Raw genomic sequence first — 13,002 nt, 5'->3', positions numbered from 1 at the left:
GTGGGTGAAGCAACGCTTATTCGTGCTCTACGCGCAGGGTGGTGGTGCTGCCATCGGGCAGCTGCACTTGCAGCAGGTAGAGGCCGGCGGGCAGGCTGGCCGTTTCGGGCCAGCTGAGGGTGCTGGTGCCGGCGGCGGCCTGCGCCACGCTGCGGCGCAGCAGGGTGCGGCCCGTCACGTCGAGCAGGGTGAGGCCCAGCTTTGCCTGCGCGGTGGGCAAGGTCAGCTGCACTTGCAGGCCGGCGCTGCCGAAGGGGTTGGGGTGGGCCAGGAACTGGCTGGCGGCGGCCAGCGTGCCGGCCTGCGTGGCCAGCGCGCCCGAGGGCAGCAGGTAGGTGAAGATGGGCTGCGCGGTTTGCAGCGTGCCCGCGCCGGTGCGCAGCTCGATGAGCTGTGGTCCGCCGCAGCCATTGAGCACCTGGATGTTATCGATATACCAGCCTTCCACGGCAGTGGAGTTGCCCGTGTCAGTCCGCACGCGGAAGCGCACGAGCAGCGGCTGCCCGGCAAAGCTGCGCAAATCGAGCAGCGAGCGCATGAAAGTGCCGGGCGTCTTATCGCTCAGGCCCGAGAAGCAGCGCAGGCCGGGGGCCAGCGTGCCGGCGGCGAAGGTGCTGTTGTAGCCGTTTTGCACGAAGTAGCTAGTGGCATCGAGCCAGGTCGTGCCGTTGTCGGTCGATAGCTCCACGGTGCCGCCGTCGTAGCCGCCTTCAAAATTGAAGTAGTGGTAGAACGACAGCATCGACAAGCCCGTGGGCGTGAACAGCGTCGACGTCAGCATGAAGTCGGAATCGACGGCCGGCTCGGCGGCGTACCACGAGGTAGTGGGGCTGTAGGCGCGGGTGGTGCTGGTGGTCCAGTTTGTGTTGCCCAGCAGCTTTTGGCTGGCGAAGCCGCCCACCAGCACGTTATCGCGGTTGTCATTTACGGGCGTCACGATGGGGCAGGCGGCGGCGGCCGTGGCCTGGGCCACGTAGCTCACGGTAGCCGTTTGGCCGGGCGTAGTGAAGTTGAGGTTGCTGAACGTCACCTTATTGCCGACCAGCGTGCCGCCGCTGTTGCTGCTTATAAATTGCAAACCCGTGGGCAGCTCGGCGGTGAGCGTGTAGGGCGCGGTGGGCGTGGCCGGCGGGCAGCCGCAGCTCAGCCTGAACGACATGGTGAAGCTGTTGCCGGTGCGCAGGGCTTCCTGCTGGTCGAGGATAACGGTGGGCGGCAGGTCGAAATTGGCTACCTGGTCGGTGGTGCTGGTCGAGAGGCCCTGCACGGCGTTGTAGCCCATGCCCCGGCGTGCGAACGCGCGCCAGATGGCGCAGTGGTACGCCCCGTTGTAGAGCAGCGAGTCGGCGGCCAGGATGGCGTCGCGGGCATCCAGGAAGCCGGGCTGGCAGGGCTGGAGCTTCAACCCCTGCATCATGAGCTGGAGAGCGATGACGTTGCCGCCGGGGTCGGCGGTAGTGTTGTAGATATTAGGCTGAATGAAAGCCTTCTGCTGGATGATGTTCCAGGTCATGTCCCACAGGGTGGCGCACCAGATTTCACCTACGCCGTGCGGGATAACGCTGCTCGCCACGTTGGCATACGTGAGCGGGTTGGTGGTCATGGAGGTAGAGTAAGGGTAACGGCGGATGCCGCCGCCCGTGGGGGCCTGGCCCGAGGCGAAGGTGCCGATGGGGCGGGCATTGGGGCCGTCGGTGAGCTGGGCGGTAGCCCAGTTGGTGTTCAGCATCAAGGACAGGTAGTCGCTCCAGCCCTCGCCGCCCTGCTCGGCATTGCCGAGGCAGCTGCTGTTGGCCGGGCCACCCGTGAGGCGGGTCGATACGCCGTGGCCGTACTCGTGCACCATCACGCCGTTGTCGAAGTCGCCGTCGCGCTGGATGGTGTTGGCGTTCACGGGCAGCGTTACCTGCACGGCGTTGGCTACCTGGGCGGCCAGCGTCGCGCCGGTGGCCTGCGATACCATCACGGCCGGAATCGTGATGGTATTGTCAGTGCCAGGCATCGTAATCGGGTTCGTGGTCACGTTGTTGACCACAATCACGCCGATGGCTCCGGCCAGCTGCGCGTTTTTCACCTTCGTAGGAAACGAGCAGGTGCCCCCGCGATACAGCAGCGCGATTTTGCCGGTGAGCGGCGTGGTGCCGCCGTAGCTTGCGCAGGCCAGGCTGGTAGTAGCGCCGGCATCGGTGTACAGCGCCAGCTCGCCCGATACCGGGCCCACGCTCGATAGCCGGTTATTGGCGCTGATGCGGCCTTCCACGGCGGTATAGCTGCCCGCCACGGCGGTGGGGGCCGTTACGGTGAGCGAGTAGGCCGGCGTGCTGGGGTTCCAGAGGTACATCTGCATCCGGCCGCTACTGCCATCGACGGGCGTGCTGAAGTTGGCGTTGTTGCTGCCGCCGCCGTCCTGGGCCTCGGCCCGCACGTAGTCATTGCCGATGCCGCCCCGGCCCAGGTTATCGGCCTGGAAGTTGCCGGCCGCCTCCGTAAAGCCGTACTGGTAGGTTACATCGTGGATGATGTTGTTCCAGTAAAACAGGTTGGTCGTGGCCGCGTTGCGGTTGGCGGTAGTGGCCGCGTTCTGGGTAAAGTCGGCCGGGTAGTTGAAGGTCAGCGTGGGCGAGCCCGTCTGCGACGTGGCGTAGGTGCCGGGGTTGTTGGTCGAGGCCCCGTCGTCGTAGGCCGACACGTTGTTGCCGCGCGTGGTGGTGTAGTTGGTGGTGCCGTCGAAGTGCCAGCCGTGGGTCACGGCATTATTGCTGGCCCCGGCGCGCAACCACGGGTCGGTGTCGGTCACGAAGCCATTGCCGGCCGCCGTGGAGGGCCGCTCCAGCGGGAAGGGCACCACCAGGTACGAGGCCGTAGCCGTGGTAGGCGGCGGCGGAGCCAGCGCCAGCAGCGCGCTCATCGCCTGGTAGCCCTGCGTGGGGGCAGCGGCCGGGGCCTCGGCCGCGTGCGGCAGGGTTTCGTGGGTGGTCCAGTTGTCTTTGTCCACGATGGCCCCGGTCTGGGCGTCCACCCGCACGTTCCACCAGTCGGGCGAGTCCACCAGGTCCACGTTCACGTTCCAGGTCAGGTGCGGGCGCTGGTCTTTGTCGAAGGCCCAGGTGAGGCTGGCCACGATGTCGTGGTGGGCGATGTCGGCTTTGTCAAACGTTTGCCGCGCCTCGGGGCCGCCCTCGGCCGTGAGGCGCTTGGGGGTGCCCGTGTCGGTGCCGCGCACGTGCAGCAGGGCGCGGCTCACGGCCGCCGCCGCCGTCAGGCCCGGCGTGGCGGCCAGGTCCGCCAGCTGCTTGGCCGGCACAAAGCTGCCCGTGTGCAAGGCCAGCCGGCTGCCCTTAAAGGCCAGCGACTGCATGTGATTATACACCGGAATGCCCCGGTAGAGCTGCTGCATGTACACGTGTTCCAGGCCGTTGGCATCGGCATAGGCGCTGCTCAGGCGCGCCTCGGCGGCCGTGAAGCCGGGGCCGGCCCACTGGGCGCGGGTGGCCTGGGCCTTTTCCAGCGCCAGGGCCGGGTCGAGCGTTTGCGCGTGCAGCGCGGCCAGCGGCAGCAGGCCAAGTACGGCCAGGCTTAGCTTGCGGGTAAAGGATTTCTTCATAAAGAACAAAAAGTGGGGAAAGACAAGCGGGCATCCGGCGGCGTGGGCCAACCAGATATTATCAGAATGCTAAGCTACGATTCTGGAATCTTTATTTTCTCGCAGTCAGTTTATTAGCGCTACCTGGAAGCTGGCAAGGCGGGCATTTTCAGGCTGCTAGCTCTTTTTTAAATCTGCAAGCAGTTTGAAGCAGCTTGCATTTCGCGGAGTAAGGTGAACAGTAGGGTGGGTGCCGGCCCGCGCCTTTGAACGTATTGACCTAAAACCAAAAAGCCCCTTCCTGCTTCTTGGAAGGGGCTTTTCGATGGGCAACTGCCGCGCAGCCTAGCGCGAGAGCACTACCACGCCGTAGGGCGCGAGGTCGAAGCTGCCGTGCTGGCCAAAGCCGTCGTAGTCGCCGCCCTGGGCGTCGGTGCCGTAGCACGGGAAATTCTGGAAATCGTGGTCGTAGCCCTGCCAGTCTGAGTTGAAACGCACCGTCCAGAAGCCGCCGCTGGGCAGGCCGATGGTGTAGCCCTGGTGCGCCTGGTTGGCGAAGTTGGCAATAATAATCGTGGCGTTTTCGATGTCGCCGTCCCAGCGGGCGTAGGCCACGATTTTGTCGTTGTTATTCACGTGAAACACGCGGCAGCCCTGCCCGTGCAGGCCCGCCGTGGTGCCTTGGAAATTACGCCGCAGCGCAATGAGGTCGCGGTAAAGCTGGATGAGGCCGCCGTGCGCCGCCGCCCAGTCCCAATTCAGCGGCTCGGTGTCGTTGAACGAGCCGGGGGCCAGAAACTCCTGCCCCTGAAACAGCATCGGGATGCCGGGCGAGGTCAGCGTGAGGGCCGCGCCGAGTACCATGCGCTTTTTGGCGAAGTAGCTTTCCACGTTGCCACCGCCGATTTCTTCGGGTAGGCGGCTTTTGCCGTTGGCTACCTCGTCATGGCTTTCGGTGTAGATAACGCGCTGAAAAACATCGCCGTTGTAGCTCGTGCAAATGGCCCGGCTGATGGCGTACATGTCGCGGTCGGCGTCCTGCATGGTCGTCAGGGCGTCGTGCACGGGGTAGATAAATGACGACGACCATTGCGCCGAAAAGCCCTCACCACCGTTTTCGGGCGCGCCCGTGATGGCGGGGTTGCCGCGCAAATCTTCGGCGATGGTGATTTTCCAGGGCTGGCGATTTCTGATTTCCTCGTTTACCCAGCGCATCAGGCTCCAGCCGTCGGGCAGGTCGGCCCCGGGGTCTTCCTCGCCGTGCACGTTGCGAATGAAGGCGATGGCATCCATGCGCAGGCCGTCGCAGTGGTAGTCTTCGAGCCACATCAGGGCATTGTCGCGGATGTAGCGGCGCACCTCGGGGCGGCCGTAGTCGGGGCGGTTGTGGCCCCAGGGCGTTTCGGCGCGCCAGTCGTTATAGAAATACACGCCGCCCCCGTCGTTTTCCTGCCAGCCATCAAATTGCCACAAGTCGAGGTCGCCCGGCCCGAAGTGGTTATACACCACATCGAGCACCACCGCGATGCCGTGCTGGTGCGCGGCCTTCACCAGGGCCTGAAAGCCGGCGGCCCCGCCGTAGTCGCTTTCCAGCGCGAAGGGGTTCGAGGGGTTGTAGCCCCACGAATAAGCCCCCGGAAACTCGGTGGCCGGCATTATCTCGATGCAGTTCACGCCCAGGCTTTGCAGGTAGTCGAGGCGCTCGATTACGTCGTAGAACGTGCCCGGCTTGCCCGGCTCTTTCACGTTGAAGGTGCCGATGTGCAGCTCGTAGATAACGAGGTCGTTCCAGGCGGGCATCTGAAAATTGTCGCCTTCCCAGTCGAAGCTCTGTGGGTCGAACACCAGCGAGTGCCCGGCCGAGTTGGTCATGGCGCGGGCGTAGGGGTCGTTGCGGGTGAGCTCGCCGGCGGGGGTTTGCAGTACAAACTTGTAGCCATCGCCGGCCTTGGCGTGGGGCAGGTCGGCGGCCCAGTTGCCGCCGTCTTCGGCTTGCAGCGGGTTGGCGTCCTTGTTCCAGTCATTAAACGTGCCGACGACCGACACGGCCGAGGCGGCCGGGGCCCACACCCGGAAGGTGGTGCCGCCGTCGTGGGGCAGCGCCCCAAAGCCGTCGCGCACGGGGGCGGTGCTGGCGGGCACGGTGGGTTTAGGCTGCGTTTTAGTAGTAGCAGAGTCTGATTTTTGGGCAGAAGAAACCGGCTTGGCCGGGGGCCGGGGTAGCGTGAGGGAGGGCATAAAAAAAAGCCGGCGCGCTGGCTTCAGAAAGGAAGCCAACCGGCGCGCTCAGCAGCTAAGTGCAGGCTTGTACGATATAGCGGAGCTTTAGGATATGAACGCGGCGCTACCAGGCCGCGCCTCACAAAAAATGCCCCGCGCAAGCAGCGCGGGGCATTCAGCTAAAGGGTTGGTAAAGAAGCAGCCAACTACTCCTTCACAAACTTGCGCACCACGCGGCCCGCCGCGCCGTGCAGCTCCAGGAAGTACACGCCGGCCGGCAGCTCTTGCACCGGCAGGCGGTTGGGGCCGGCCACGGTAGTGCCGCTGCGCAGCAGCTGGCCCAGCGCGTTGCGCACGCCGTAGGCGGTGGGCGTTGGGGTCTCGAAGCTCACGCTTTCGCGGGCGGGGTTGGGAGCGAGGATAAGCTCGGCCGTGGCAGCGTCGGCGGCGGCTACCGTCACCACGGGCGAGTAGGCCACCGTGCCGTCGAGGTCTACCTGGCGCAGGCGGTAGTAGAGCCGGGCGGCCGGGGCCGCGCCGTCGAGGCTGGCGTAGGCGTGGCCCTGGGCGGTGGTGCCCTGGGCGGCCACGCGCGCCACGCGGGCAAAGGTGTGGCCATCGAGCGAGCGCTCTACCACGAAGTAATCGCTGTTTTTCTCGCTGGCCGTGGCCCAGGTTACCCGCACGCCGCTGCCCTGCCGCGCCGCAGCAAAGCTGACGAGCTGCACCGGCAGCGGGCCGCTGGCCGACGACGACAGCGGGTTAATGCTCGGGTCGGCATTGGTAGCGCCCAGCGTGAAGTCGGAAAAGCTCGTGAACACGGCCGAGGTGAGGCTGCCGCTCACCGGCGACGCGCCGGTGCCCGTGCCCGAGTGGGCGCTGCTGCCCAGGTTCGTCCACTTGTTGTCGTCGTTGGGGTCGGCGGCCTGGGCATCGCGCTTGGCTACTACCAGGCCGGCGTTGGCCGGGGCGTTCACGTAGTCGTTGGGGGCGAAGGTCAGGGTTACGGTGCCGCTGAAGCCGCTGCCCGCGTTGCTGGTCGTGACGGAATAATAGCGCTGGGCCGATACCCGCACCAGCGGAGCCGCGCCCAGGCCATTGCCATTCGAGAAGCTCTGGCCGGCGTTGCCTTCGGTCTGGGTGGCGGTGTAGGTGGCGGGGCTGGCTTGGGCGGCCACGTTGAGGGTCAGCGGGCGGTAGTTGCCGCCGCTGCCCACCGGAAACACAAACGACTGCGCGCCACTCAGGGCCGGCACCGGCCGCAGCACGGGGCCATTCACGTAGCCGCTGGTGCTGCTGGCCACGGCGGGCGTCACGGCCACGGCCGGGTACAAGGTCAGCGAGTTGGTAGCCGTCGTGTTGATGGTGCCGCTGGTGAGCGTGAGCTGGCTTTCCACGTTCACGCCGCCGATGGGCGTCAGAGTGCTGGCGTTGTCCAACGTCAGGCTGTTGTAGTTGCCGGCCGCGATGGTAGCGCTGGCCGCCGTGTACACAGGGTTGCCCACGGCCGCGCCCCAGCCGGTAGCTACGCGCACACCGTCGAGGTAGGCGTTGGGGTTGTTCGAGTCGCCCTGGCGAATGCAAAACGCGGTAGTGGTGCTGAAGAAGCTACCGCCCGCAGCCGTGAGCAGCGGGGTGGTCGGCTCCTGGCTGAGGTCGGCCGAGGCGGGCAGCAGGTACAGGCTGTACACGTCGGTGTTGTTGGTAGCGGCGCTGTTTTCCGTTTTCAGCACCAGCACGTAGGGCGTGCCCACCGCAAACTCGGTGGGCGAGGCGATAAAGCTGCCCGAGCCACGCAGCGCCACCGTGAAGGCGGCCGGATTGCCGCTCACCCGCGCCACCTGCACCTGCCCGCGGTAGCTGAGCGTGCCCGACGTGCGGAAGGCCAGCAGGTAGTTGGAGCCGCTCACGTTTTCGACGCTCGAAAAATTGATGACGGCAGCCGCGTAAAGCGCCGTAGCCCCGCTGGGCGGCGTGCCAAACGAGCGGTAAATAATACCGTTGCTCGTGTTTTCGCCCAGAATGCGGGCGCGGCTCGACGTACCGGCCGGCAGGCTGCCCAGGGCCGCGCCTTTGGGGTAGTTGGCCGCCGTTTCGTTGTCGGCCACGGTCATCGTGTTGCTGGTACTACCGCTGCCGCTGCCGGTCCAGCCGTTGCTGGTGAGCAGGCTGCCGGCGGGGTAGTCGAAGTCATCTTCTACCAGCAGAATGCCGGGTGCCGAGGGCGGCGGCACGGTGGTGGCCAGCGTGGCGCTGGTGCCGCAGCCGTTGGCCACGGCGATGGTGCCGTTGCCCGCACCCGAGGGCACTACCACCGTGAGGCTGGTGCCCGCCGCGTTGACGGTAGCGGCCGCCACCGTGCTGCCCGGCGCGAAAACTACCTGCGCGTTCGGAGCCGTCGCGAAGCCGGTGCCCGTGAGCGTCAGCGTCTGGCCGGGGTATATCGAAGTCGAGCTGGTAGCGGTCAGCGTCGGGGCTGCGAAGGGCGTATCGCCGCTGCTGAGCACCAGGGCCGTGGTGCCGCCGCTAGGGCTGGCCGTGTTGGCCGTGGCCCAGGCGCCGGTGGCGCTGGTGGCCGCGCAGCCCACGAGGCTGCCATCGGCCAGGGCGCGCTGCTCTACGCGCTGAATGCCGCTGGCATTGGCATTGGGCGTGAGCAGGCCGTAGGCCCCGGCCACGCCGTCCACGTTGGCGGTGTTGTAAAAGCTGGGGTAGCTGCTGGCGGTGAGGCCGTCGCTTTCGAGCCAGGTGCCGGCCAGCGGGCGGCCGGTGCCGGCGGGGTTGTCGTAGGTCAGCACGAGGTTGCCGGGCGTGCCAAACGAGTTGCCGCGCACGCCGGTAGCGCCCGTGGCCGAGGCATTCAATTGCAACACCGTAACGGGGCTACTGGTGGCCAGAAACTGGGTGGCCACGTTGCCGCCGTCGCCGCCGTTGAGCACTACCATCGGGTACACCACGGCCTGGTCGGTGAAGCGAGCGTCGCCGGTGGGCTCCAGGCCAAACCAGCCGGTGTAGCTGCCGCTGGCATCGGTGGTGAAGGTAAAGCTATTGTTATCGAGACCCGACGTGGTTTTGCGCACAAACGCGCCGGCCGTTTTCAAGTCAATCGGGTTGCCCGCGCCGGCCGCGTTGGTGGGCTCAGTGGCCAGGCGCACGGCGGGGTAGTACTTGTACGTAGTGCTGGGTTGCAGGCTGCTGAGGGTGGCGCGCCACACGTAGGGCAGGCGCGTGCTGTGGGTGGTGCTGCCGCTGGCGTGGCCGCTCAGGTACTGCGGCACTACCAGCTCCGTCACGATGGCCGGGGCCACGGGCACCACCGAGCGCGAGGTGCCGTTGCTGTAGCCAGTGGCGCCGCTCGCGCCGCCGTTGGTAGTGAAGACGCCGAAGGCGTAGCGCGTGCCGTTGGTGAGGCCGGTGACGGTGATGCTACCGCTGGCCGGGCCATTGTACACCACGTACTGCCCGCCGCCGAGGTCGGTGCCGGTGCCGAATACCACTGCGCCCGTGCTGGTGCTCGCGCCGGGCGCGTAGCTGCCGCCCACCTGGGGCTTGGCCGCAGTGCCCACGCTGGTACCGGCCTTGACGGTCACAACGACGTTGGTGGCACAAGCGGCCGGGGCCGCGAAGGTCAGCGTGGCCTGCGTATTGCCCGAGGTGGCAGTGGCCGAAGCCACCTCATTGTCGAGGTAGCTGGCTACGCTCAGGTCGGTGCCGTTGTCGGCAAGGGTGGCGGCGGTAGTGCTGCCTTCTACCCGGATGCGGTAGTTGCCGGCCGTAACCAGGCCGCTGGCCTGCTGGATAATAGCGCTGATGGTGCCGCTGCCCACGCCGCTCAGCGTGCCGATGGCAGTTTTCGTGGCAAAGCCATCGCGGCTCAAATAGGCCGTAAACACGTTGCCGGCCGCAAACGAGCCGTTGGTCACGGTGAAGGGCACGGCCAGGGCTACGTCGCCGGCCGGGCTCTGGCCCACGCAGTAGGGCCCGGCCACGCCGGGCGCGCCGGTGGCCACCGTGAGCGGGGCCGAGGCCCCGCAAGTCACCACGAGGTCGTCAAAAGCCACGTTGCCCGAGACCTTTGAGAAGGTGAAGCGGAAGTTCGTGAAGCTGCTTTGAATGCCCATGGCCGCCGTGTAGGTTTTGGTGTTGGCCGCTGTTCCGGAGGAAGTTGGGAAAGAAGTGATGTTGTCGATGGTGGTAGCCACGCCATTGGTCAGGCCTTCCACCAGCAGCGACGAGCCCGAAACGCTATTACCCTTGATATAAAATTGCAGCTGCTGCGGGTTGGCTACGGTCGGGGTCGTCAGCGAGGAGTTGTTGTTGATGAACTGCACCGCGTTGGGCGCGGCCCCCGAGCTCCCCGTCGAGGTGTAGTTGCTCAAACCCACCGTCGCGAAGCCCGGCTGCGTGGTCGAGCTGGCCGTGCCCGTGAAGCTGTTGAAGTTTTCGGCAACGCAGGCGCTGCTGCCAGCGGCCACCGTGCCGCTCACGGCCACGTTTTGCGTTACGGCACCCGCCGTAGCGTTTGTAATATTCTGATTGGTAATAGTGCCCGCCGCGCCCGCCGCTAGGCGCACCGAGATGGTAGCGCCCGCCGCCACGTCGGCCGGGGTTAGCGTGAGCGAGGCCGTGCTGCTGTTGGCTGCTGTCAAAAAGCCATCGGTCGAAACCTCCACGCCGGCTGGGGGCGTCACGGTCACGCTGCCCGTGAGGCCCGCGCCGCCGAGGCTGTAGGTCACTATTGCGCCCGGCGTGTTCACGGCCGTGGTGCCCAGGCTCAGGGTGGCCGGGCTGGCCATGAGGGTCGCCGTGCCGTTGGTGGTGAAGCTCACTTCGGTGCCGTAGCTGGTGCCCACCGCATTGGTAGCGTAGGCCACCACGTAGTAGGTGGTGAGGCCCGCGAGGCCCGTGAGCGCGCTCGTAAACGTGCCCGCGCCGGTGGGCGCGCCGGCTACTATTTTGGTGCCGGTGGTAGCCACCGAGCCGCTGGTAGTGCCGTAGTACACGCCCCGCTCGGTCACGCCGGCCGAGCCTTCGCTGCTCACGTTGCCGGTGGCCGTGGCCGTGGTCTGGCCGGTAGCGTTGGCGCTGATGGTGCTCACGGTGGGCGCGGCCGTGGCGGCAGCCGTGGTGAAGCTCACCTCCGCGCCGTAGCTGGTGCCGCCCGCGTTGGTGGCGTAGGCCACCACGTAGTAGGTAGTGCCGGCCGCCAGGCCCGTGAGCGCGCTCGTGAAGCTGCCCGCGCCCGTGGCCGCCGAGGCTACTACCTTGGTGCCGGCCGGGGGCACAAAGCCGCTGGTGGTGCTGTAGTACACGCCCCGCTCGCTGATGGCCGCGCCGCCATCGGCGGCTACCGTGCCGCCGGGCGCGGCCGTGGTTTGGCCGGGCGCGGCATCGGTGGTGCTGCTCACATTGGCCAGGGTAGTGAAGCTGACGACCCCGCCGTAGCCCGTGCCCGTGCCGTTGGTGGCGTAGGCCTGGGCGGCGTACAAGGTATTGGCCAAGAGGCCAGTAGCCGGGCTGCTAAATGCGCCCGTAGCGGCCGCCGTGCCCGTGGTGAGGGGAGTAGTGCCCGCGCCGCCGAGGGCAGGCGCGGCATTGGCCGAAGCCACGCTGTACACGAAGCCGTAGGCCGGGCTGCTGCCAGTGGGCGCGCCAAAGCTGCTAAGGTTGCCGTTGAGCGTGGCCGAGGTGGCCGTGAGGCTGCTGGCGGCCGCCGTGGTGAGAGTGGGGGAGGTAGGCGTAGTTGCCGCAGTGCCTACCAGCTTAAGATTTTGCAAGCGAACGCCGCGGCCTGCTTGAGCAGTCGTACTGTTATTACTAATTCGAATGATGACCTGTGCGGTAAGCGTCTCGGTTAACGTAATATTGCTAGTAGAATAGCTTGACGAAGAAGGAGTTGAAGTAATACTTGTCTGCTTATAAGTCGCCCCATTATCATAGGATATCTCTACTTTGGCCGGCGTATAAGTAGCGCCGCCATAACCTGCTACGTTAAGCGAGAAAGTGGCTGTAGAGAAGCCGGTAAGGTCGTATGTCGAGGTGATGATATTATCGGGCGAAGTACCAGGCTCAAGCAAAAAATAGCTGCTTTGGGCTATGGTCAATGTGCTGACATTGTTATTACCAACCCAGCCGGTAGGTAAAGCGGCACCCGTAACGTTAAAGACGGTGGTAGTCTGCCCCCAGCCCAGCAGCGGCAGCAGCAGTAGCCAAAGGGTACTCAGCAGCCAGCGGGCGGGGTGCCGGGAGCGCGTAAGTAGAGGATGATTCATGTGGGGAAAGAAGGAAGGTAAGTGGGCTGAAAAAAGATGAAGAATGCATAAAGCGACGTCAAAATTATTTTCATCCAAAGGGATAGTGCAAAGAGAAATTAGAAAGTTAATGCATTGGTAATAAACCAACCGTCCAGGTATTAGCCACTAAAAAAGCCCTCGCCAAGCGGCGAGGGCCTTCGTTAAAAAGCTAACTAGTAAGCTGGTCAGTCGTGGGGATTCGCCGTGCCGCCGCGCCCGCCGCCACGGGCCGGTGAGGGCCGGGCAAGCCAACGGGGCCCACGCCCCGGAAAATGCCGGCTGGCGCAACCAGCGGCCCGGTTTCGGGGTTTAGCGTAGCCCTACTGTTTACTACCTGTCTCATGCCCCGCCCGCGCCCCGTTGTTTTTGGCTTGTATGCCTGGTCGCCCGACTACGGCTACTCCTACCTGCACCCCGCCAACCGCCGCTCGTTTGAGTGGGTGCACCCGGTGGGCAAAGTATTTGAGAAAGTGAGCGACCTCGACGACGACAGCGAGTGGATAACGCTGCGCTACGACGAGCAGCAGTTTCTGGTGCGCGGCGAGCTATTCAAGGAGCTGTATAACAAGCCACCCTTCGGCTTTGGCGACCTGGTAGAGGAGGTGCGCCCGCCCGCCGGCCGCCCCGCGCATCACGGGCTGGTGTCCGATATTTTCTGGAGCGAAAGCGAAGACCGCGCCCGCTACCAGTTGGTCGAGCGCAAGCGCAAAGTGGCGCGGGTGTTTGAGGCCGACGAGCTGCGCAAGGTAGAATGAGTAGGTGAGTGGATGAGTGGATGAGTGGATGAGTGGATGAGTGGATGAGTGGGGAAAACGGCCGTCATGCTGAGCGCAGCGAAGCATCTCTACCGCTTCGTTGAAGGGCTTGGATGAAGCGGCAGAGATGCTTCGACTTCGCTTCGCTGCG

Annotated in this window: 4 protein-coding genes; 1 reads left to right on the top strand and 3 read right to left on the bottom strand. The window is 65.5% G+C overall.

The window, feature by feature from the left end; translation table 11 throughout:
- Positions 1-16: 16 nt before the first annotated feature.
- The 3 genes from VFO93_RS08955 to VFO93_RS08945 form a co-directional block, all read right to left on the bottom strand.
- Positions 17-3,604: a M36 family metallopeptidase gene (locus VFO93_RS08955; protein ID WP_325134023.1), complete on the bottom strand. Its 3,588-nt coding sequence runs from the start codon at positions 3,602-3,604 to the stop codon at positions 17-19.
- Positions 3,605-3,928: 324 nt separating this feature from the next.
- On the bottom strand, positions 3,929-5,821 hold the full coding sequence (locus VFO93_RS08950) for an alpha-amylase family glycosyl hydrolase (RefSeq protein WP_325134022.1): 1,893 nt from the start codon (positions 5,819-5,821) through the stop codon (positions 3,929-3,931).
- A gap of 188 nt (positions 5,822-6,009) precedes the next feature.
- Complete coding sequence (locus VFO93_RS08945) at positions 6,010-11,580, bottom strand: T9SS type A sorting domain-containing protein (protein WP_325134021.1); 5,571 nt, start codon at positions 11,578-11,580, stop codon at positions 6,010-6,012.
- An 857-nt stretch (positions 11,581-12,437) separates the two neighbouring features.
- Between VFO93_RS08945 and VFO93_RS08940 the strand changes: the two genes are divergently transcribed.
- Complete coding sequence (locus VFO93_RS08940) at positions 12,438-12,851, top strand: DUF6960 family protein (RefSeq protein ID WP_325134020.1); 414 nt, start codon at positions 12,438-12,440, stop codon at positions 12,849-12,851.
- Positions 12,852-13,002 lie beyond the last annotated feature (151 nt).

Source organism: Hymenobacter sp., assembly GCF_035709525.1.
Lineage (GTDB): Bacteria > Bacteroidota > Bacteroidia > Cytophagales > Hymenobacteraceae > Hymenobacter.
This window is presented reverse-complemented; position numbering and strand designations above follow the sequence as displayed.

Coding starts and splice junctions, on each gene's coding strand:
- VFO93_RS08955 (WP_325134023.1), bottom strand. CDS start 3,604: ATGAAGAAATCCTTTACCCGCAAGCTAAGCCTGGCCGTACTTGGCCTG.
- VFO93_RS08950 (WP_325134022.1), bottom strand. CDS start 5,821: ATGCCCTCCCTCACGCTACCCCGGCCCCCGGCCAAGCCGGTTTCTTCT.
- VFO93_RS08940 (WP_325134020.1), top strand. CDS start 12,438: ATGCCCCGCCCGCGCCCCGTTGTTTTTGGCTTGTATGCCTGGTCGCCC.